This window comes from Yersinia fenwicki, from assembly GCF_043099325.1.
GTDB lineage: Bacteria > Pseudomonadota > Gammaproteobacteria > Enterobacterales > Enterobacteriaceae > Yersinia.
This window is the reverse complement of sequence record NZ_CP170755.1, coordinates 2,240,605-2,262,702: the sequence shown is the minus strand read 5'-3', so window position 1 is coordinate 2,262,702 and position 22,098 is coordinate 2,240,605. Positions and strand designations below refer to the sequence as shown.

The window sequence follows — 22,098 nt, the reverse complement described above, 5'->3', positions numbered from 1 at the left end:
AGTTTATCTGATTGTAGGTCACCATATTTGATTACATTTGGTGTGTTTGATAGAGTTTTCGGGAGCAGGGATTGCTTATGTATACGATTTGTTTGTTGAGGTTGGCGCAAAGAGAATTGTTTAAATTACCCGTGGGAATACAGGCGGCTCTGATTAAGGCTCTAGATGAGTTAGAGGTTTATGGTCATGAGTTGAGAGAACCTGTAGTGCGGGATATAGGGAAAGGGCTGAAAGAATTGAGGGTCAGTGCAAAGGAAGGTTGCGGGCGTGGTTTTTTCTTTTACCAGGCAGAACAGCAGATTTATATCATTCATATCTTGCAGAAGAAAACGCAAAAGGCCTCAAGACGGACACTGATGTTGGCTTATCAGCGTATGAAGGAACTCAAACGGAGATTGTTGCCATGAAAAGACAAGATGATTTTGACATTCTTCCTTTTTCTGAGGTTAAAGCTAACGCTTTAAATCACCCTCAAGTAAATGAAGCGTATTCTGACTTGCAGATCAGGCAAGCCATGATGACGGAGCTTAAAGCTGCCCGCCAGCGATGCAATTTGACTCAAGAAGATATTGCCAGGAGAGCGGGGTTAAGGAAACAAAATATCAGTCGGATGGAAAAAGGTATCATTTCGCCTAATCTCACGACGTTAAGTCGATATGCCGCTGCATTAGGCGGGACTTTTGTTTTTAAATTTACTCAAAAGCCCCGTTGTACCAGTAAGGAGTAGTCGCTGTTAGGTTCGTTGTTAATCCATCAATACCTTTTGCCGAATTGAGGCATGACTATTTGCTTGTCTTAGCAGTCTTAGTAGCGAGCGTTTTTAACCGATTTTTTATGGCAGTAACTGCTAGAGCCCGGTTATCTGCCAAATAACGGTCTTTAGCGGCGGGGGCTGAACTTTGAATGGCAATCAAAGACCATTTCTCGCCATTTTTCAGCAACAAGGGCGAGCCGCTATCACCTGGTAATGTATCGCATTGATGAGAAAGCACACCTTGCTGCGCCCAACCGGTGATCAGGCAATCTTCATGGCTGTAGAGGGTATCCAGATGGTCAAGTGGATAACCCGCTTGTGTTATTTTACGGCCAACTTGTTTAAGTGCTTGAGTCAATTCATTAGCGGTTCCATCCCACAATGGTAACGGCTTGATAGGAAGTGGCTTTTTATTGGTTAGTCGAATAAGAGCATAGTCATATGCAGCTGCTGCGGGTGGAACTATCCAGCCATCGCCGTCAGGTTTGAGTTTCTTACCCAACCTGGCATCAACCAGTGTTTCCAGACTCGTAACTTGATACTTCCAATGACCGTCGTGCGATATAAACCGTAAGGCTACCGCACGATCAATCTTACCAGGAGGCGCTAATACACAATGCCCAGCGGTAAGTGCTAGGCGGGGAGAGATTAAGGTCGCAGTACAAAGGTTGCCACTGGCAGTTTCAACCTGGCCAATGGCTTGCCATGGCCATTGAGAGCCATTAGTGACCGCAGTACGATCATCTTTACCAAAAAATAGAGTGGTTTGATCGGTAACACTGCTGTCGTCATTTGACGTGCCAGTGAGGGGAAGGGCATGAGCCACGGAAAGAGGTAACAGACTTAATAGTAATAATGAAGATAAACGCATAAATGATTAGCCTGCCTTATTCCCTAAAAGGGTATTTATTCACAAACCTGAGACCTACTGGTTAAGCTGTTAATCACAAGCTTCCCTATTGATAACTATAGACACAATTAGCTATGTAGTATGTTGTCAGCATTTGATTTTTCGATAATTTTAGCGCGATATAAGTCGCTTATACTCTAAGCAACCAACATGCTGCTTGAAGCATTACGGATATATATTATAAATAAAAAAACAGAGCGATCAGCCCGCAAATAATTAATGTAGCCAGAGTGATTTCAAATAAATAACGGCGCAGCATTATCAGCACTCCTGATAAAAAACACCCGGAGAACCGGGTGTTGAGCGAGTGAAGTTGTTGCAGGTCAATCGTAAAGAGCTGGCTTCAGCTAGCTTTCTCGACTTTATTTTACGGCGGGCACTGCTGCCGGGGCAGATTTAGTGTGAGTCGTTTTTTTGTGGTGTTTCTTAGCAGCTTGCGCTTTTTGCATTGGAGCGGCTTTCTCTGCTTTTTTCACCGATTTTGTCGCTTTTTTGTGATGCATGGTTTTGGCTGGAGCACTATGGGCTGCTGGTGCCTTAGCCATTGGAGCGGCAGGTGGTGTCACGGTATCGGCAGCGAATGCGATAGAAGACATACCCAAGGTTGCAGCAACAATCAGAGCTAGTACTGTTTTCATGATTTATTCCTCAGTGTTCTGTTTGTATATCGGCCCCATTGGGTCGTTGAAATGAGAATAGGACAAATGGTTAATGGCTTCCGTAAGTCATTGGTTTCGGCTTGTAACCGATTGTACAGAGTTGATTATTATGACTAATAATCAACCTTATGACGTATCGTTAAATGTATTTTACTGCGCAGATAGCATGGAAGTGTAGAAGGTTAATAATAGCTATGAGGATCATTACTTTTGTACCTTTTTAGTTACAACATACATTAAGTTGTTATCTAAAAAGTGATCTCTTTAGGCACATAGAAATTTGCAGCAAAACGGAATTTATGTTCAGCAGAACGATACTGCCCCCTCAAAGGAAGGGCAGTATTCAAAAGAATATGGGGTTCGAGCGTAATTATAAATAACGGTGTTCTAAGTGCTGACGGAAAAAACGCGGGTTAAGTGATTCACCGGTTGCTTTGGTCATCAGCTCTGCAGTTGAGTAACGGCTTCCATGTTGCCAGATATTTACCTGTAACCAATTGAATAGCTTGCTCAAATCACCATTGGCAATATTGCGATCTAATTCAGGGATAGCGCCACGCGCAGTTTGGAAAAGTTGAGCGGCATACATAGCACCCAGAGTGTAGGTTGGGAAATAACCAAAGGCGCCATCCGTCCAATGGATATCTTGCATACACCCATAGCGGTAATTACCTTCGGTATTTATCCCGAGGTATTGCTGCATCTTTTCATTCCAAAGCGTCGGGATATCATCAACCTCGATTTCACCACTAATCAATGCTTTTTCAATTTCATAGCGCAAAATCACATGGGCAGGGTAGCTTACCTCATCAGCATCAACCCGGATAAAACCGGTCTTAACGCGTTGATTCAAGGCTGTGAAGTTTTGCTCATCAAACGCAGGTTGTTCACCGAATTGCTGTATAACCAGAGGTCGAATGACTTGCAGAAACTCCTTGCTACGAGCTAATTGCATTTCAAACAATAAGCTTTGAGATTCGTGAATTGCTGTAGAGCGTGCATGCGCTATAGGCTGACCCAACCATTCACGGGGCAAATTTTGCTCATACCTCGCATGGCCCGTTTCATGAACAATCCCCATTAACGCACTGAGAAACTCTTGTTGATTATAACGAGTAGTGATGCGTACATCCTCGGGAACACCTCCGCAGAATGGATGCACACTCACGTCGACTCGTCCGCCATCAAAATCGAAGCCCAATACTTTCATCACGTTCAGCCCAAGTTGACGCTGTTTTTCCAGGTCAAATGGCCCCTGTGGTATCAAGCAGGTTTCATTTTCTTGCTTAGCGATCACTTTTTGTAATAACGTCGGTAACCATTGTTTAAGGTCGCCAAAGATACGGTCCAAATCTGCACTATTCGTTCCCGGCTCATATAAATTCAGCAATGCGTCATAGCGTGATGTCCCAGCAGCTTGAGCCCGAATTTCTGCTTCTTCACGACTTAACTTGACCACTTCACGTAGATTCTCAGCAAAACCATTCCAGTCATTAGCGATACGCTGCTGTCGCCATGCGTGCTCGCATCGAGCACCTGCTAGTGATTTTGCTTCAACTAAGTCTTCTGGAACTAGCACCGCATTATTATAATGCCGCTGCATCTCACATAGATTTGCCTGCTCAATATCATCGAGAGTTTCTTGTTCCGCTTGCTTCAACCACGCGCCAACCTGTTTGGTCGTCAGAATTTGATGTTGCAGCACATTTAGCTCAGCCATCGCTTCTGAGCGAGCAAGATTTCCTTTGGGTGGCATCATTGTTTGCATATCCCACCCAGCAATGGCTGATAAGTGCCCAAAGCGGGAAAGGCGTGTGAATGTGGCGCGCAGGGATTGATAAGCTGTGGTCATTAAGTACTCCATTTAAACTATTTTCGCCATTCTTCAAGCTGCATATATATTGGTGCTTGCATTGGTTCGATTGCGGCGTTCCTGCAACTTGAATTATTTAAGGCTATCTTGGTCGATAGTGAGTGAATAAAGCTCTTTCACCGGCCAGCAAAATCTGAAACTGGCGCCGCCCAGCGAACTGGCATCGACAGAAATGCTGCCCTGATAAGCTTGTGCGATGGAATGGACGATAGCCAGACCCAATCCACATCCACCTGTTGCTCGATCCCGACTAGGATCCAGTCTAACGAATGGTTCAAATACGCGCGCACGCTCTTCAAAGGGAATGCCCGGTCCGTCATCTTCAACTTGTAAACATGCGTTATCACCGTCAAACCATAATCCAATACGTAATCGCTGAGTCGAGTAGCGCAGAGCGTTATTGACCAGATTATCCAATACTCTTTCCATTAGACGGAGATCGACTGCACCAAAGTCGCCGCGATGAGGTATATCAAGCTCTATCTCGCGCTCACTATGAATCAAACGCATATCTATTACTTTTGCGGTGAGCCACGCCGGTAAGTCTATAGGTTCAAGATTGAGGGAGACTTGGGGGCGATCCAGCCGAGCATAGGTCAGCAATTCATCAATTAGGGCCTCTAACTGGCCAATATCATGATTCAACGCCAGTTGCTCACTTTCAGTTAGGTTATCACTCATGGCTAGCCGATAGCGCAAACGAACAAGTGGGGTGCGTAACTCGTGAGCAATTCCATCAATAAGCAGCTTTTTACTGACTATCAATGTGCTGATATTGTCGGCCATTTGATTAAACGCAACACCTAAGCGGCTTAGGCTGGAGGTGGGATCAAAATGTGTCCGTTCGTCCAGATGTCCTGCCCCAAGCCGCTGGGCGGCATTTTCCAGTTTCAGCAAGTCTTTCCAGTGAGGGCGCATCCATAGGAACACCGGTAGCGCCAGAGAAAGACCAATCAGGATGAGCAAGATTAAATCTAGTAGCCGCATTTGGTGCAAATAAAACAAATAGGGAACCGGGCCGACAGCCAGGACATAGTGGCTGCGGGGAATCCGTTGCAGGAAGGTGTATTCATCATCCAAGGCAATAATTTCACCTGCTCGCAGGCGCTTATTTAATCTTTCGCCCAGTTCCCGTTTATCCAGAGGTTCAATATGTAATTGAAACGAGAGATTTAAATCCAGTGTTGCGATGGTTTTATTCCAATCTTTTAGCGGGATCTCTCGTAACTCACTGCGCATCAATGATAGAGAGCTTTTCATCAAATCATCTAATGACTGGCGACCCGCGCGTTCAGCCGTGACTTTATAAACTAAGCCAACCAGCATCGCCATCACCATAAAGCAGACGAACAGCAATAAGAAAAACTGAATAAATAGCTTCCTCATTGCTGCACCGACTCCCAGGCATTGGGGGCGAACAAATAGCCTTTATTGCGCACTGTTTTGATTCTAAAAGGCTCGAGAGCATTGTCATAGAGTTTGCGGCGCAAACGCGAAATGGCCACATCAATACTGCGATCCATTCCATCGTAACTGACGCCCCGCAAATTTTTTAATAATGCCTCTCTATCCATGATAATCCCGGCATGTGTTGCAAGTTCCCACAACAGATCAAAATCTGAAGTCGATAATGTAATCTCTTCATCGCCAAGGTTGACTTGGCGATTAACCGGGTCGATACAAAGTAAACCAAAGTGAATGGCATTATAACCAGTGAGTGGAACATGGGGCGTTTCTTTGGTTTGTTGCTGATTATGCTGACGTAAATGCAAACGTAACCGTGCTAACAACACTGCGGGAGGCGTAGTTTTCAGGATATAGTCATTGGCGCCCATTTCCAGAGAGAGTATATGGTTCATGTCACTGTCAAGCGAGGTTAGCAGCACTATCGGGCCGTCATAGCTTGGTCGTAAATCACGGCATAACGTCATCCCATCTTTGCCGGGCAACATAATGTCGAGCAACACCAGATCGGGCTGTTGATGTTCAATAACCGCTTGTGCTGTATCTCCACGCGGTTCCACGAATACATCAATGTCATGCTTGCCCAGATAGGCTGCAATCAGTTTTCCGACCTCCGGGTCGTCTTCTACAAAAACAATTTTGGTCATGTTTTTCAGTTTTTAAAAATGCCGGAATTCAGCATAGCGCGCTGTTGGTAGCAATGCTATGCACCTTACTTTATTCTTCATGCAAATAAGTGACCAATGACTGATTGGTAGACAACGAGCAAATTATTTCATTATATTAATGAAAGTGATTATATCGTCATCTCTGTTTAGTTGTGCCCATCGTTTATATATCAATACTTATGATTAATGAATAGCTGTATCGATCAGCTAAGGACTGAGGGATGAGTGGCGAACGCATTGATGTGCCAGCACACAGTGAAAAAGTCTGCTTTGATTACACGGAATTTCTAGCTGTTTCTTGCAAAAAGCGGTGGAGTTTTATTGATGCTATTTATGGTGTCATGCCAATTTTCGGGATGGTGGTGAAGTCCCAGACTGAACTGGAGAAAACGCCTCAGGAACGGCTTACCGTCTTGGCGCTACAGGTGTTATCAACTCAGCTTAGCGATGAAACTAATATTATTAGATTGATTCATCTCGCTGAACTACAAGGAATTACTGAGTTGGATATTCAATTACCTTATCCGTTAGAAACTGCACAACTGGATCAAATCAAACAAAAATTTCCATCTTCAATGCGGCTAAATCAAAAGGATGAATGTTTATCTGTAGATATATCCGAAACAGAACACAGTTAGTTATCTGCCAATAGATGTACATATGGGCAGCCAGTTTAACTGGCGTACCCATTGATTTTGCTGGTTTTATAGGGGATTAGGTTTAATGCATAACCAGCCAGGTTGCCGGAATAGTCGCAATCAGCACCAGGCAAATAGCCGCGCGCTCCACAGTATTGAGTAACCTAAGGCCTTTATGCCCTTTGCGCGCATAAATAAAGACCAACAAACCGGGGGCGTATAACAGTGCGGATAGCAACAGGTACAGTAAGCCGGCGGCATAAATTAGCCACAAACCATACAAACACGCGCCACTGGCGGCAATAATCAATCGCCAGTCCTGGCGCTTTAAGGCCACTTTAAATAAGAATGCTCCCACTAGGAAATAGGGCACTAAAATCATCTCTGATGCAATTGTCAGCAATGTATTGTAATTGCTGCCCGTCAGCCAGATAAGGATCAGAGCGACTTGCACGGCACAGTTAGTCAACCACAGTGATTTCGCCGGAGCATTGTGCTTATTCTGATACTGGAACATCTTAGGAAATGCGCCATGTTTTGCGGCGACCATTGGAACTTCTGCAGCCATAATGGTCCAGCTAAGGTAAGCACCGCACACAGAAATAATCAGCCCAGTGGCGATAATCACTTCTCCCCAGGGGCCAATCATCTCAACCATAATGCCAGCCATTGATGGATTCCGCATCTCCGCGAGATCAGCGCGCGGCACCACGCCAAGCGACAGTAACGTAATTAGCAGATAAACACATAAAGCCGAAATCACGGCCAGCATAGTTGCCCGACCTACATCTTTCTTATTACGTGCTCTGGCAGAAACCACAACAGCACCTTCCACACCAATAAAAACCCACAGTGTTATTAGCATAGTGTCTTTCACTTGCTGCCAAACGGGGGTGTGCAGGGCCAGGCCGGTAAAATCAAAACTGAATGTGTCGAGGCTGAATGCGATACCGGCTAAAACAATAAAGCCCCCGATCGGCAACAGTTTTGCCAGTGTCGCCGCCAAATTAATACTGGCGGCGGTTTGCACACCACGCAATACCAGGGCATGAACCAGCCATAACAGGAAAGAGGCACCCAGTAGCGCCTGCCAAGTATTGCCTTCACCGAAGACAACTTCGCCAGATTTATCGGTAAAAAAGCTCAATGCGGCAAAAACAATCACCAGATAAGATACGTTGGCAATAACAGCGCAAAGCCAATAACCCCAGGCAGAGAAGAAGCCAATAAGGTCACCAAAACCTTCTTTGGCATAGGTGAATATTCCCCCATCCAGATCAGGGCGCAGACGCGTTAGCAGTAACATGGCAAACGCCAGAAAAATAATCCCGATGCCGGTAATACTCCAGCCAATAAGTAATGCCGCAGGGCTGGCAACCTCTGCCATATTTTGTGGCAGGCTGAAGACACCCGCACCCAGCATTGAGCTGAGAACCAGCGCAGTGAGCGCGGTCAGGCCGAGTTTTCTTTCCAATTATGGATCCTGGTTTTTAGAGTATTAATGAATGGTTACTGACTTGTAAGCAGCATTATATGAGGCAAAGTTATTGATACTTGACAGATAATAGCCCCAAGATTTTCGGAGGATTTTACGGAGTGGGGCGCGATCATGCAATGATTGGTTATGCGATTTAGGCAAAAAATTATTCAGTCAGTACTCATCAAGTTCATCACCATAACTAAAATATAAAAAAGGACAGCCTATGGCTGCCCTTATGGTGAGAATTTAAACAGATTTATTTGAACAAGTCAGCGCTAACTGTCAGGTTACCACCACTTTGGTTTTGCCACTGGCGGGTAATATGGTAATACTTCGCGCCTTTGGCAGCGGCACGCTTAGCCACTTCATGAGAGACGTCGGTCATGCTGTTATAACGACCATTGAAGGTCACAGAATCAAACGGAACCATCTGCGCAGCAGTGGTATTGTTTAATTCCTGGATCTGGGTACCATCATTCAAGGTGACAGTGTAACGTTTACCGGTTGATGATTGAGTTTCAAAGAAACGGCCCACATCAGCACTTGGCGTGCCGGAAGAAGCAACACCTGGGATCTCGACATTTGCAGCAGCTGCGCCGCCAGCCGCTAATGCAGCACGGCCCGCATCTGAATCCGCAGGGATAACATCAGGGCTTTGAACGGTGCGCTTAGGGGCATCTTGTTTGTAAATATAAGCCGTCACAAACTGGTTGCCGCCTTGGTTAGCATCCACCTGACGCACGATGAAGAAGGAGTATGCACCTTTCTCTTTCGCGGCTTTGGAAATGGCGTCGTTAATATCTGGCTGGCTACGGAAGAAACCATTGACAGAGACAGTGTCATAAGGTTCTAAGATGAAGGCTTCATCTTTGGGTAATTCTTTGATGCCATTAAAGAAACGATACTGGGTATCTTTGTTCACTTTCTCAGCATCTTTATGATAAACATCGGCCGTTACACGCCAGTTGCCACCATTATTGTTGCTGTTTAGATCCTGAATATAGAATGAATCAGCACCTAATTTATCAGCATGACGGGATACCGCATCAGCGGCTTCATTGATTGCATTAAATCTGCCGGTAATAGTTATACGATCAAATGGCTTAATGGCTGCTGCTTGCTCTGGTGTAAGTTCTTTTGCCGCATGTGCAGCAGAAAGCGCCGAGAGTGATAGCAATGCCGACGCGATGATCGTGTATTTCAGCTTCATAAAAAATCCTTTCGCCTTGCGCATTAACGTTGATACGTGCGGAACAATTGATGTGTAACAGAATAGCAGATGATTATTACATGTAATAATGGCGGGTGTCTCCGCAATTTATATGACTAAATAATTTATATGACTAAATATATGAATTTCGGAGTTAGGTCTGATAGCAAGTTACATCAATAATTGGGATAAGCTTTGCGAATAATGCCTTTAACGTCATAAGCGTTATTTATTTACATTTTTCTAACCTGATGCCGCGCTATGACTGGGTTGCCTTATTATACTAAAGCTTGTTATTTTGGCTCAAAGTTGCAGGACAAGCCGCTAGTAAATATTATTTTTATAGTGAATTATACAGAGTTCTTTCCGCCTGCCAGTTTTAGTGCAAAAACTGCTTCAGAACCGCATACAGATATGGATCATAAGTTACATTTTCAGTAGGTTATATGGAGCCGTAACAAAGCAGGTTGTCAGTAACCCAATAGAACATGGCAATACTTATCATCAAAGACAGGTAAAAAAGGGAACATTATGCGTATTGGTGTACCAAGAGAGCGGTTGGCCAATGAAGCCCGTGTTGCAGCAACGCCGAAAACGGTGGAACAATTGCTGAAATTAGGCTTCACCGTGGCGATTGAAAGCGGAGCTGGCCATTTAGCCAGTTTTGACGATGCGGCGTACCAGGATGTGGGTGCCACCATTACGGATACCACCGATGTGTGGCAATCCGACCTTATCCTCAAAGTGAATGCTCCACTTGAGGAAGAAATTTCTCTGATGCATGCGGGGAGCACTTTGGTCAGCTTTATCTGGCCAGCTCAAAACCCGGAATTACTGCAAAAGTTGGCAGAGCGTCAGGTTACGGTATTGGCAATGGATTCTGTGCCGCGCATTTCTCGTGCACAATCGATGGACGCCCTTAGTTCAATGGCTAACATTGCAGGCTATCGCGCTATCGTTGAAGCTGCACATGAATTTGGCCGTTTCTTCACTGGGCAAATCACGGCTGCGGGTAAAGTTCCCCCAGCTAAAGTGATGATTATCGGCGCCGGTGTTGCCGGGTTGGCAGCTATCGGTGCGGCAGGGAGCTTAGGGGCTATTGTTCGCGCTTTTGACACCCGTCCGGAAGTGAAAGAACAAGTTCAGAGTATGGGCGCTGAATTCCTTGAACTCGATTTCGAAGAAGAGGCTGGCAGCGGCGATGGTTACGCCAAAGTCATGTCTGAAGCGTTTATCAAAGCCGAAATGGCGCTATTTGCAGCGCAAGCGGCTGAAGTGGATATCATTGTGACCACCGCGTTGATTCCGGGTAAACCCGCGCCACGGTTGATTACTAAAGAGATGGTTGCTTCAATGAAGTCGGGCAGTGTGATTGTCGATCTGGCAGCACAGACCGGCGGCAACTGTGAATTGACCGTGGCCGACAAAGTGACGGTGACTGAAAATGGCGTAAAAATCATTGGTTACACCGATTTGCCAAGTCGCTTACCAACACAGTCATCCCAGCTTTATGGTACTAACCTGGTTAACTTGCTGAAATTGCTCTGCAAAGAGAAAAATGGCGAAATTGACATTGATTTCGAAGATACCGTGATCCGCGGTGTTACCGTGGTCAAAACGGGTGAGGTCACCTGGCCAGCACCGCCAATTCAAGTATCAGCACAGCCTCAGGCGGCAAAAGCCGCACCGATTGTCAAAGAAGAGGCTAAACCTTCCTCGCCTTGGCCTAAATACATCATTATGGCGTTGGCTATTGTGCTATTTGGGTGGTTGGCCAATGTGGCCCCGAAAGAGTTCTTATCTCACTTTACGGTCTTTGCACTGGCGTGTGTGGTTGGATATTACGTGGTTTGGAACGTCAGCCATGCGCTGCATACACCGCTGATGTCTGTCACAAACGCTATTTCCGGCATTATTGTCGTGGGCGCATTGTTGCAGATTGGTCATGGTGGCTGGGTGAGTTTCTTATCCTTTATTGCCGTTTTGATCGCCAGCATCAACATTTTTGGTGGTTTTACCGTCACCCAACGCATGCTGAAAATGTTCCGTAAAAACTAGGTTTCAATGAGGCCGAACTTGCCTAAAGCGCAAGTTGATAAAGCTGAGTGGATAAAACAATGTTTATAAAAACAACAATGTTTATAAAGACAACGTTATACAAAAATGAAGGGGTAACTAATGTCTAGTGGTCTCGTTACAGCTGCGTACATAGTTGCTGCGATTTTATTTATTTTCAGTTTGGCTGGGCTGTCGCGCCACGAAACATCCAAACAAGGTAATACTTTCGGCGTGACCGGTATGGCCATCGCGCTTATTGCGACCATTCTGGGGCCAGACTCGGGTAACGTTGCCTGGATTATCATCGCCATGGTAATTGGTGGCGCTATTGGTATTTATCTGGCGAAAAAAGTCGAAATGACCGAAATGCCGGAGTTAGTCGCCATTCTGCACAGTTTTGTAGGTTTGGCGGCGGTTCTGGTTGGCTTTAACAGTTATCTGGATCATGGCCCGGTGGTTATGGATGCAGTGATGGTGAATATCCATCTAACTGAAGTGTTCCTGGGTATCTTTATCGGTGCGGTGACATTTACCGGTTCTATTGTTGCCTTTGGCAAATTACGCGGGATTATTTCATCCAAACCGTTGATGCTGCCGCAACGCCATAAACTGAACTTGGTCGCGTTGGTTGTCTCATTCCTGCTGATGATTATGTTCGTCAAAACAGATAGCGTGGCTCTGCAAGTAGTCGCACTATTATTGATGACCGTAATTGCTTTAGCCTTCGGTTGGCATTTGGTTGCATCTATTGGCGGTGCTGATATGCCGGTTGTCGTTTCAATGTTGAACTCCTATTCAGGTTGGGCAGCGGCGGCGGCAGGTTTCATGCTGAGCAACGATTTGCTGATTGTGACCGGTGCGTTAGTCGGTTCTTCTGGTGCGATTCTGTCGTACATCATGTGTAAAGCGATGAATCGTTCGTTCATCAGCGTTATCGCCGGCGGCTTTGGTACCGATGGTTCTTCTACTGGCGATGCTGAAGAAATGGGCGAGTACCGCGAAACCAATGCAGAGGAAGTGGCTGAACTGCTGAAAAATGCTAGCTCTGTCATCATCACCCCTGGTTATGGTATGGCGGTTGCGCAGGCACAGTATCCGGTTGCTGAAATCACAGCAAAACTACAGGCTCGTGGGATCAAAGTACGCTTTGGTATTCATCCAGTAGCAGGGCGGTTGCCAGGCCATATGAACGTATTATTGGCTGAAGCTAAAGTGCCTTACGACGTGGTGCTGGAGATGGACGAGATCAATGATGATTTCCCAAGCACTGATGTGGTACTGGTGATTGGCGCTAATGACACCGTAAACCCAGCAGCACTTGAAGATCCTCGCAGCCCGATTGCCGGTATGCCTGTGCTGGAAGTATGGAAAGCGCAAAATGTTATTGCCTTCAAACGCTCAATGAACACCGGCTATGCTGGCGTCCAAAACCCATTGTTCTTCAAAGACAATACTCAGATGTTATTTGGTGATGCCAAAGACAGCGTGGAAGCCATTTTACGCGCGTTATAATGGTGGCAGGGTATGGATTAAGGGCCACTAAGGTGGCCCTTTTTTGATTTAATTCGAATAGCTTCTTGTGAAGGGGGTTACGCTTCATCCTCAGAATCTTCATCACTTTCCACCGGGCAGTTAAAACCTTCCGGTTTAATGGCCAACAAATCACATTTCAGATGATCAATTACATGCTCCGTGGTATTTCCGATAAAGGCGGCAGATAGGCCCGTACGGCCCAGGGTTCCGAGAACTACCACCCCAGCATGTAAATGTTCCGCCAAATCAGGTATGACCTCTTCAGGTAAACCTTTTTCAACATGAGTGAATTTCTCATCGATACCAAATTGCTGGCGCAACGCTTTCATCGCGACCAAATGTTGGCCACGAATAGCATCGTTATAAACGCTCGGATCAAAATCAGGTAATTCAATGGCAATGTTAATCGGGGTAACCGGATAGGCGCTAATCAAGTGCACCGGGGTTTGGTTGAGATTTTCAGCGAGCTCTCTGGTTTCATTAACTAAACGCAGATTAAGTGGGTCATGCAGTGGGTCTTCACTTGAGAGATTGACGGCAACCAGTGCAGTGCCATTTTCCGGCCAAGGTTGATCTTTGACCATCCACACCGGACATGGGCATTTACGCAATAAATGCCAGTCAGTGGGGGTGAAGATAATTGATTCGAGACGGTCGTGCTGATGTGCCATTTTCAGCAATAAATCGTGCTTAAATTTCAGGACCTCCTGAATAATGGCTTCGTAGGGCCGATTGTGCCACACCACTTTGATTTCAATCGGTATCCCTTCATCAAGATAAAATCGACACTGTTCACTGATCCATGCTGAACGTTGGCTGATAACCCCTTTGCGCATTGCAGTGCGCTCATCAGGCGACAATAGGGTAGTCATGTCATAGGACAAGTCGTAAATAGCCAAAAATGCTTTAATGGTGCCGCCATTACGCCGTACAAGATAAACTGCACGCCTTAATGCAGGCTGATCATCCTGATTGGGGTCAATAGCAACCAGAATATTCTGATACTTTGCCATAGAGTCTCCTTACAACCGTGAATTAACAGTATGTTAGTTAAAGAGTAAACCATGAGAGTGAAAGAGAACAGGTGAGAGCACGAACCAAATAAATTATACAGGAATGACGGTGACTGATAAATCCAATTTGTGAGTCAGAAAGTGGCGGGGCAGCTATACCGTTCGGCTCACGCCGCTACACACATCCGGTACATATCCCCGCCTACCTATTTACTGACGCCATAGAGCAATAATATTAATTACAGCTTGGTTTTGGGTTACCCGCCAGTTGAGCCAGTGCTTCGGTATTCTCGATAGTGATATATTTACCTTTCACACTCAGAATATCGCTTTTCTGGAAACGGCCCAATAAGCGGCTGATGGTTTCTACCGTCAGGCCTAAATAGTTGCCAATATCACCCCGAGTCATAGTGAGGCGGAATTCACGTGGTGAGAAGCCACGTTGAGCAAAGCGGCGCGAGAGATTATAAATAAACGCGGCCAGACGCTCTTCTGCATTCTTTTTAGAAAGCAGCAAAATCATGTCTTGATCACCTTTAATCTCGCCACTCATTAAACGCATCATCTGCTGGCGCAGATTTGGCATTTTACCGGATAAGTCATCTAAGGTATCAAACGGGATTTCACAAACCATTGAGGTTTCGAGAGCTTGTGCAAAGCTTGGGTGTTGCAAATTACTAATAGCATCAAATCCGACTAAATCGCCCGCCAGATGGAAGCCGGTAATTTGCTCATCACCTTCTTCGGTAATGGTGTAACTTTTGATGGTCCCGGAACGAATGGCATACAGGGATTTAAGCTCATCACCTGCTTTAAACAACGCCTGTCCTTTCTGAATAGGTTTTTTTCTTTCAATGATATTATCAAGCTGATCCAGCTCATTTTCATTCAAAGTAAAAGGAATACAGAGCTGACTTATACTGCAATCCTGGCAATGGATTGCACAACCGCCAGACTGAATACGTCGGATTATTCGTTTTTCCGGGATCATAGGGTATTCCCATTAATATTGATATGCGTCAATTTTAACATCTTTTCTTGCATCTGATAAGAGCAACAATAGTTAGCGCGCTAAAAGATAGCCCTCATGCATTAATAACCAACGTTTTCGTTCTACGCCTCCCGCATAACCGGTCAATGCACCTTGTTGCCCAATCACCCTATGACAAGGCACAACAATCGATATGGGGTTTAAGCCGTTGGCCATCCCTACCGCTCTGGATGCGGTGGGGCGGTTAATACGTTTTGCTAACTCGCCATAAGTAATGGTCTCACCACAGGGGATTTTACGCAGCTGCTCCCAAACTTGACGCTGAAAATCGGTACCCGCGGTTTTAACCGGTAAATTATCAATAATGTTCAGTTCGCCGGCAAAATAGCGTTGCATGCTGTCACTCAACCCACCAGGGTTGCGCTGTTCCACCAGAGTAAAAGTATTTGCACCGTAATGATTACGTAGTAATTTCATCAGGCGTTCATAGTGATCGGTCCAATCAATGGCGCGTAGCCGGTGCTCTTCGTCTGCAATTAACAACAGTTCACCCTGAGGGGTTGCCATTCTATCAATCAAAAACGTTTCCATAGTTCTCCACGATCTTGCTGCCACTGGTTGAGCGAATTGTTTGCTTAAAAACTTTGTCGGCGATTATTACATGAAAAATAACATCAATAGATGACTAACCGAGCCGAAAAGCAAAAACCTGCTTTTATTGCGGGACTAATCGCATAAACCATGAAGTTTAGATATAAGGTCGGGGTGGGCGAAGCCAGTGTAAACCGCTAGGATAAAAGTCTGTTCTTTACGAAATTAATTCATACTAGGTATTCAATTCATGTCCAACTTCACTTTGCATCCTTTATTACGTGAAAACGAACCGCCAGCTGCGGCTATCGAACGAGCTGAGAGCCGTTCGCCTTTTATCTTATTGGCAGACCATGCTGGGCAGCGTATCCCAGCTCAACTCGGGGATTTAGAATTACCGGCAGGAGAAATTGATCGTCACATTGGTTGGGATATTGGCTCATTAGCCACCGCGCAGTTACTTAGCCAGTATTTGGATGCCACATTAATTCATCAGCGTTATTCGCGTTTAGTTATTGATTGTAACCGTACTCCCGGCATCGCCAGTTCTATTCCTGAAATATCCGAAAACACAAGGATCCCGCGTAATATCGGTGTCACGGTGGAAGAAGCTCAAGCTCGTCGGGCAGAGGTATTTCAGCCGTATCATGATTTGATTACTCAGACACTTAATCAGCGACGTGATAGTGGCCAACCTAGTGTCATTATTTCCATGCACAGTTTTACACCATCATTTAAAAATATTGATCGGCCTTGGCAAATTGGTACTTTATTTCACCGAAATCCTGAGTTTGCGTTGCAGTTAGTGTCGTTTTTACAGCAAGAAGATGCCTTAAATGTCGGGATCAATGAACCCTATGCTATGACCGATGCAACAGATTACACGTTGCCATTCCATGCTGAGCAGCGGCAGTTACCTTATGTTGGCATCGAGATTCGACAAGATCTCATTACTGATGACAGCGGACAGGAGGAATGGGCCAGACGGCTGGCGCGATTATTACCGCAAGTCTTATCTGCCTATACCCGCCATGCTTCAATCTGAAGATGTGTTGGCTACACTCAATAACCCGAATCACTTACTTATGTAAGCTCATTGGAATTAATGAGCCTCGTCCATGAGGCTCACCCTGCGGCAGTATAAATGCTGTTCAAATCGGTTCCAGAACGCTTTTTATCTCGCTTACCGCCTTCCTGCAACTCGAATTATCTAGGGTAGATAATCTTGTCACCTATTTAGCGATCCCAGAAAAGTCTGCTTTACGCCAATTATTTTGCTGGGTTTATGACTGGCCACTATTAATTAGTTATTATCAGTGGCTATAGTTATTTTTATTTAATCGTTAATTATTTATTACGCAACTTTAAGGTTAATAATCTTGTGGAACCCAAACCCGCGCGTATCTTGATCAGTGCCTGTTTGATGGGCAAACCTGTTCGTTATAACGGCAGTGCCCTGTCTGTCCATCATGAAATCATTCAGCGTTGGCAGGATGAAGGGCGGTTGGTCATTGTATGTCCAGAACTGGCTGCTGGAATGCCAGTACCTCGGCCTCCTGCTGAAATTCAGCAAGGTAATGGTGAGGCGGTATTGCAAGGTCAGGCCCGGGTGATTGAAAAATGGGGCAATGATGTCAGTCGGGAATTTCTGCAAGGGGCATACCAGACATTGGCGTTAGCCCAAAAACATCAGTGCACCTTGGCTATTCTGACTGAGGGTAGCCCGTCATGCGGCAGCAGCCGTATTTATGATGGACATTTTAATGGTACTCAACGTACAGGACAGGGCGTAACAGCGGCCTTATTGCGTCGCAACGGGATCACCGTATTCAGTCATCTTCAACTTGAGCAAGCGGATGATTTTTTGCGAAGCGATTCACAGATCCAGGTTGAAAATTAATCAAAAGTCATAAAATGCCGCTATACTGTATAAATAAACAGTACTCGTATCTTTAGTCACTTAACTTTATTGAAACCATTAAGTCGAGGTAGCGATATGGCATTTAAGATAATTGAAAAACAAGCACAACAGATTGTGAGTATCCGCGTCGTCGGGCCTTATCACGAAACTATTCCAAAAGGTTTTGACCAACTATCATTACTCTATACCCAATACCAAATTCCGGGAAAAGATTGGTTAGCGCTTTACTGGGATAATCCTGAAACCAATCCACCGGCCGAGTTGCGGGCTGATGTCTCATTATCTGTTGCGGATGATTATGTCTTGCCGGCTGAGCTCAGTGATCACCTGCAATTACACGTGATTCCCGCTGGTTTGTATGCGGTGTACCACACCCGAGTATCAGATGATGATTACGCCAAAGCTTGGGGGGAATTATATAACCAGCATCTGCCACAAAGTGGCTATCGCCCAACAGAAGGGGCGTGCTACGAGGTTTACCTCAATGACGGCAGGGCTGATGGCTATTTTGATATCGATATTTATCAATCAGTTGAGAAAGCCCAATAAAGTGAGACAAGCAGCCGGGCCTGAACAGTTCGGCTGTTTATTGCTTCAGTACATTGGCCTCTAATCGCTATTTGATTTGGCCAAGAAGATCTGGCTCAACCAGTCGCTGAATGTTCGCACCCGTGGTGACAATTGCCGATTGTGCGGATATAGGAAAGAAACTGGCATTGGGGGCGGTGCATATTCTGGCAGTATCTCAACCAGCGTTCCGGCGCATAAATCAGGTTCAACGTGATAGCGTGGTACCTGAATGATCCCAAGTCCGAGCCGGGCAGCGGCAACGAAGCTCTCTGCACCACTCACCGACAGAACTGCGGGTAATTTTACTGTTTGAATTTCAGGTGTTGGACGAGGAACTGACCGTGGCGATGAGTCTTCTTTTCTGGGTTGGGGCGCTAATGTGGTGCCGACACAAAACTCTAATGGCATCAACCCACCGGTTGCGCTGGAGCGAAACCCCACCATTTGGTGCCCGGTCAATTCAGCAAGTGAGTGTGGTGTTTCGTGTTGCTGCAAATAGTGTGGTGCGGCACAAGTCACTTGGGGCAACAGGGCTACTCGGCGCGCGACCATATCACTGTCTTGTAAATTGCCGACTCGCAATACCCCGTCAATACCCTCGCGAATCAAATCAACCAGCCTATCGCCTTCACTAATAAATAATTCGATATCGGGATATTGCATTATAAAATCAGGTAGTTGTGGTAACACGAAATGTCGAGCTAAGGTTCCATGCACATCAATTCGCAGTAAACCTCGTGGCTTGGCATTGGCAAACGCCATTTCAGCATCTTCTATATCAGCAATAATACGTAGGCAGCGCTGATAATAAGCCTCACCATCCAATGTCGGACTGACATATCGGGTTGTGCGCTGTAATAATCGGATATTCAATCGCTGCTCAAGCTGTTTAATTGCATCCGTCACAGTTGACCGTGGCAAATTCAAGTCTTGGGCTGTTTGGGTAAAACTGCGTTGTTCAACGACTCTGATAAACACACGCATTGCATCAATTCTGTCCATGCCAGTGTTCGCTTTTTTCGGATAGTGTTGGCGAATAATAGGTAATTATCCGAATTGATAACAGTGGCATTCTCTCACTAGAGATTTATGTGGGCTGGAATTTAATCATTGCCCACCACCTATATAGATGATGAAACTCGTATTCAGGAGAATATTATGACAAATACCATCCAGCAGGTTGCGATTGTTACCGGGGCATCACGGGGTATTGGCGCGGCAATTGCCGAGCGTTTGGCTCAGGAGGGCTACACCGTTTTGATCAATTACTCCCGGGCTGATGATGAAGCCGAAGCCTTGGTGCGTAAAATTCAACAAGCGGGTGGCAATGCATTGAGTGCCAAAGGCGATATTAGCGACCCCGCTGCCGTATCCCAATTATTTACTAAAGCTGAAACCGCCTTCGGTGGGGTTGATGTGTTAGTTAATAATGCCGGTATTATGTCACTCAGCACGATTGCCGATAGCGACGATGAACATTTTGACCGCCAAATTGCCATTAACCTGAAAGGGAGCTTCAACGGAATGCGAGAAGCGGCGAAACGGCTCAGAAATAGCGGCCGAATTGTTAATTTCTCAACCAGTGTCGTGGGCTTAAAGTTGGAAAAGTATGCTGTTTATGCTGCCACCAAGTCTGCGGTTGAAACGATGACGGCAATTCTGGCAAAAGAGTTGCGAGGCCGTGATATTACTGTCAATGCTGTGGCACCAGGGCCGACCGCGACTGATCTTTTCCTCAACGGAAAATCCGCTGAACTGATTGAAAAAATGGCGAAAATGGCACCATTAGAAAGATTGGGCACACCAGAGGACATTGCAGCTGCTGTGGCATTTCTGGTCGGAAAAGACGGCGGTTGGATCAATGGGCAAGTGTTGCGTGCCAACGGCGGGCTAATTTAAGACTATTGTGGGGCGTTGCGGCGGGGCCAAGGAACGCCTCTGAAAGATAAGGAATAATAATTAATTGGGGTGCCATAAATACGTGGACTGTCATAAAAGCGTCATTCGCCTGTTCTAGTATCCGTTGTAACCAATCAATACAAATTGTATTACTGTTTTACAACAAGGAACTCTACTGATGCAGAATCGCGTATCCACTTTGTCCGGCATAGCGTTATCCACCTTGATATTGAGCAGCTCTCTGTTCGCACCTAATGCTGTTGCAGCCGCTACCGGTTTATACGATCGCAGCGCCCACGGTGATATCACTCAATTTGGGGGGGCTCGTCGTTTAACAGAAGACCAAACTCAGGCTCTTCGTGACTCGCTATCCAACAAAACGGTAAAAAATGTCATTTTACTGATAGGCGATGGGATGGGTGACTCAGAGATAACCTCGGCACGTAACTATGCTATGGGCGCAGGTGGCTTCTTCAAAGGGATTGATGCATTGCCGCTGACCGGACAATACACACACTATTCATTAGATAAGAAAACACAGAAACCGGATTATGTGACTGACTCGGCCGCGTCTGCTACCGCATGGTCTTCTGGTGTGAAAACCTATAATGGCGCTTTGGGTGTCGATGTGTTCGGGAAAGATCACGTCAGCCTGCTGGAATTGGCTAAAAAAGCAGGTAAAGCTACTGGCAACGTTTCAACGGCTGAACTGCAAGATGCAACGCCTGCGGCACAATTTGCTCATGTTACTGGCCGCAAATGTTACGGTCCTGAAGAAACCAGTGAGAAGTGCAGCACTAATGCGCTGGAGAATGGTGGTCGTGGTTCCATCACTGAGCAAATGATTGAAGGGCGCGCTGATGTTACCTTGGGTGGCGGCTCAAAATCATTCAGCCAACTGGCTAAAGCGGGTGAGTGGAAAGATAAATCTTTGCGTGATCAGGCACTGGCTCGCGGTTATGTGATTGTCGAAAATCTGGATGATTTGAATGCCATCACACAAGCAAACCAACAAAAACCGCTGTTGGGGTTATTCAGTTCTGGCAACATGCCGGTGCGTTGGCAGGGGCCAAAAGCCTCTTATCACGGCAATATTGATAAACCGCCGGTGGTTTGTGAGAACAATGCTGAGCGAACTCAGAGTACGCCAACCTTGGCCGTCATGACGGAAAAGGCCATTGACCTGCTCAAAACCAACAAAAATGGCTTCTTCTTACAAGTCGAAGGGGCATCAATTGATAAACAAGACCACGCCGCTAACCCTTGTGGCCAGTTTGGCGAAACCGTTGATTTGGACGAAGCAGTGCAAAAAGCATTGGAATTTGCCCGCGCAGATGGCAACACACTAGTTATAGTGACCGCCGACCATGCTCATTCCAGCCAAATTATTGAGGCTGATGCCAAAGCTCCGGGCCTAACTCAGGCTCTAACCACCAAAGATGGCGCAATAATGGCCATCAGTTATGGTAACTCAGAAGATGATTCTCAAGGGCATACCGGTACACAATTACGCATTGCCGCTTACGGCCCACATGCTGCGAATGTTGTTGGTCTAACAGACCAAACTGATTTGTTCTTTACCATACGCGATGCCATGGCGATTAAATAAGTATCCGAAATTTTTGTTTAGAATCCCGGTGCGGTAGTGGCCGGGATTTTCCATTTCTGAACGTTGCCCGACTTTCTGCATCACTAGCGAACCTTCATTTACATCACTGCCGCTTACCAATTGTTATAATTATAACATTATACTTGCTCTGGTTAAGGCCGTAACTCGGCAAACCCTGCTTTCATTGATGCGATCATTGTCACATACATAACATTTCATCCCTGCTAATGTTATTGCAATAACATTTAATGATAAAA

21 protein-coding genes are annotated in these 22,098 nt (G+C 45.8%); 10 read left to right on the top strand and 11 right to left on the bottom strand.

What is annotated here, in order from left to right; all coding sequences use genetic code 11:
* Window positions 1-77 precede the first annotated feature (77 nt).
* Together ACF3VQ_RS10425 and ACF3VQ_RS10420 are read left to right on the top strand one after the other, a co-directional pair.
* Entirely contained in the window at window positions 78-407 is a 330-nt protein-coding gene (locus ACF3VQ_RS10425) for a type II toxin-antitoxin system RelE/ParE family toxin (protein ID WP_392435262.1), read from the top strand.
* A complete protein-coding gene (locus tag ACF3VQ_RS10420; RefSeq protein ID WP_392435260.1) occupies window positions 404-727 on the top strand; it encodes a helix-turn-helix domain-containing protein in 324 nt (107 codons plus the stop codon). The genes ACF3VQ_RS10425 and ACF3VQ_RS10420 overlap by 4 nt, the downstream gene beginning before the upstream one ends.
* A gap of 55 nt (window positions 728-782) precedes the next feature.
* On the opposite strand, the gene ACF3VQ_RS10415 is transcribed toward ACF3VQ_RS10420, so the two are convergent.
* From ACF3VQ_RS10415 to rstA, 5 genes are all read right to left on the bottom strand, one after another.
* Window positions 783-1,625: a trypsin-like serine peptidase gene (locus ACF3VQ_RS10415; RefSeq protein WP_392435258.1), complete on the bottom strand. Its 843-nt coding sequence runs from the start codon at window positions 1,623-1,625 to the stop codon at window positions 783-785.
* A 401-nt stretch (window positions 1,626-2,026) separates the two neighbouring features.
* On the bottom strand, window positions 2,027-2,302 hold the full coding sequence (asr, locus tag ACF3VQ_RS10410) for an acid resistance repetitive basic protein Asr (RefSeq protein ID WP_392435256.1): 276 nt from the start codon (window positions 2,300-2,302) through the stop codon (window positions 2,027-2,029).
* Between the two features lie 391 nt (window positions 2,303-2,693).
* Window positions 2,694-4,175, bottom strand: coding sequence for a carboxypeptidase M32 (locus ACF3VQ_RS10405; protein ID WP_392435254.1), 1,482 nt, complete (start codon window positions 4,173-4,175; stop codon window positions 2,694-2,696).
* A 93-nt stretch (window positions 4,176-4,268) separates the two neighbouring features.
* Window positions 4,269-5,582, bottom strand: coding sequence for a two-component system sensor histidine kinase RstB (gene rstB / locus ACF3VQ_RS10400; protein WP_392435252.1), 1,314 nt, complete (start codon window positions 5,580-5,582; stop codon window positions 4,269-4,271).
* Entirely contained in the window at window positions 5,579-6,307 is a 729-nt protein-coding gene (gene rstA, locus ACF3VQ_RS10395; RefSeq protein ID WP_392435250.1) for a two-component system response regulator RstA, read from the bottom strand. Before rstA ends, rstB begins: the two co-directional genes overlap by 4 nt.
* A 242-nt stretch (window positions 6,308-6,549) precedes the next feature.
* Here rstA and ACF3VQ_RS10390 point away from each other — a divergent pair, with 242 nt between their 5' ends.
* Window positions 6,550-6,966, top strand: a complete 417-nt coding sequence (locus ACF3VQ_RS10390; protein ID WP_392435248.1) for a hypothetical protein — start codon at window positions 6,550-6,552, stop codon at window positions 6,964-6,966.
* Window positions 6,967-7,048: 82 nt separating this feature from the next.
* On the opposite strand, the gene ACF3VQ_RS10385 is transcribed toward ACF3VQ_RS10390, so the two are convergent.
* Both ACF3VQ_RS10385 and ydgH read right to left on the bottom strand, forming a co-directional pair.
* Complete coding sequence (locus tag ACF3VQ_RS10385; protein WP_392435247.1) at window positions 7,049-8,440, bottom strand: amino acid permease; 1,392 nt, start codon at window positions 8,438-8,440, stop codon at window positions 7,049-7,051.
* Window positions 8,441-8,702: 262 nt separating this feature from the next.
* On the bottom strand, window positions 8,703-9,656 hold the full coding sequence (ydgH, locus tag ACF3VQ_RS10380) for a DUF1471 family protein YdgH (RefSeq protein ID WP_392435246.1): 954 nt from the start codon (window positions 9,654-9,656) through the stop codon (window positions 8,703-8,705).
* Between the two features lie 531 nt (window positions 9,657-10,187).
* On the opposite strand from ydgH, the gene pntA reads away from it, so the two are divergent.
* Together pntA and pntB are read left to right on the top strand one after the other, a co-directional pair.
* Window positions 10,188-11,714 carry a Re/Si-specific NAD(P)(+) transhydrogenase subunit alpha gene (gene pntA, locus ACF3VQ_RS10375; protein ID WP_392435244.1) on the top strand — a complete coding sequence of 509 codons (1,527 nt, stop codon included), beginning with the start codon at window positions 10,188-10,190 and terminating at the stop codon, window positions 11,712-11,714.
* 120 nt (window positions 11,715-11,834) lie between these two features.
* Window positions 11,835-13,226: a Re/Si-specific NAD(P)(+) transhydrogenase subunit beta gene (gene pntB / locus ACF3VQ_RS10370; RefSeq protein WP_005160918.1), complete on the top strand. Its 1,392-nt coding sequence runs from the start codon at window positions 11,835-11,837 to the stop codon at window positions 13,224-13,226.
* A 77-nt stretch (window positions 13,227-13,303) separates the two neighbouring features.
* On the opposite strand, the gene uspE is transcribed toward pntB, so the two are convergent.
* The 3 genes from uspE to ogt all read right to left on the bottom strand — a co-directional run bounded on the left by uspE (window position 13,304) and on the right by ogt (window position 15,842).
* The gene (gene uspE, locus ACF3VQ_RS10365; RefSeq protein ID WP_392435242.1) at window positions 13,304-14,260 is read right to left on the bottom strand and encodes a universal stress protein UspE; all 957 of its coding nucleotides are present in this window, start codon (window positions 14,258-14,260) and stop codon (window positions 13,304-13,306) included.
* A gap of 235 nt (window positions 14,261-14,495) precedes the next feature.
* A complete protein-coding gene (locus ACF3VQ_RS10360) occupies window positions 14,496-15,251 on the bottom strand; it encodes an FNR family transcription factor (protein ID WP_005160911.1) in 756 nt (251 codons plus the stop codon).
* A gap of 72 nt (window positions 15,252-15,323) precedes the next feature.
* Window positions 15,324-15,842, bottom strand: a complete 519-nt coding sequence (ogt, locus tag ACF3VQ_RS10355; protein WP_075338517.1) for a methylated-DNA--[protein]-cysteine S-methyltransferase — start codon at window positions 15,840-15,842, stop codon at window positions 15,324-15,326.
* Window positions 15,843-16,092: 250 nt separating this feature from the next.
* On the opposite strand from ogt, the gene ACF3VQ_RS10350 reads away from it, so the two are divergent.
* The 3 genes from ACF3VQ_RS10350 to sbmC all read left to right on the top strand — a co-directional run bounded on the left by ACF3VQ_RS10350 (window position 16,093) and on the right by sbmC (window position 18,312).
* Window positions 16,093-16,887 carry an N-formylglutamate amidohydrolase gene (locus ACF3VQ_RS10350; protein ID WP_392435240.1) on the top strand — a complete coding sequence of 265 codons (795 nt, stop codon included), beginning with the start codon at window positions 16,093-16,095 and terminating at the stop codon, window positions 16,885-16,887.
* A 336-nt stretch (window positions 16,888-17,223) separates the two neighbouring features.
* Entirely contained in the window at window positions 17,224-17,742 is a 519-nt protein-coding gene (locus ACF3VQ_RS10345) for a DUF523 domain-containing protein (RefSeq protein ID WP_392435238.1), read from the top strand.
* Between the two features lie 96 nt (window positions 17,743-17,838).
* Window positions 17,839-18,312, top strand: coding sequence for a DNA gyrase inhibitor SbmC (gene sbmC / locus ACF3VQ_RS10340; protein WP_392435236.1), 474 nt, complete (start codon window positions 17,839-17,841; stop codon window positions 18,310-18,312).
* A 60-nt stretch (window positions 18,313-18,372) separates the two neighbouring features.
* Here the strand turns inward: sbmC and ACF3VQ_RS10335 are convergent, their stop codons facing one another.
* Window positions 18,373-19,335, bottom strand: a complete 963-nt coding sequence (locus ACF3VQ_RS10335; RefSeq protein WP_392435235.1) for a LysR family transcriptional regulator — start codon at window positions 19,333-19,335, stop codon at window positions 18,373-18,375.
* A 156-nt stretch (window positions 19,336-19,491) separates the two neighbouring features.
* Between ACF3VQ_RS10335 and ACF3VQ_RS10330 the strand changes: the two genes are divergently transcribed.
* Both ACF3VQ_RS10330 and phoA read left to right on the top strand, forming a co-directional pair.
* Complete coding sequence (locus tag ACF3VQ_RS10330) at window positions 19,492-20,232, top strand: SDR family oxidoreductase (protein WP_392435233.1); 741 nt, start codon at window positions 19,492-19,494, stop codon at window positions 20,230-20,232.
* A 178-nt stretch (window positions 20,233-20,410) separates the two neighbouring features.
* A complete protein-coding gene (gene phoA / locus ACF3VQ_RS10325; protein WP_392435231.1) occupies window positions 20,411-21,841 on the top strand; it encodes an alkaline phosphatase in 1,431 nt (476 codons plus the stop codon).
* Window positions 21,842-22,098 lie beyond the last annotated feature (257 nt).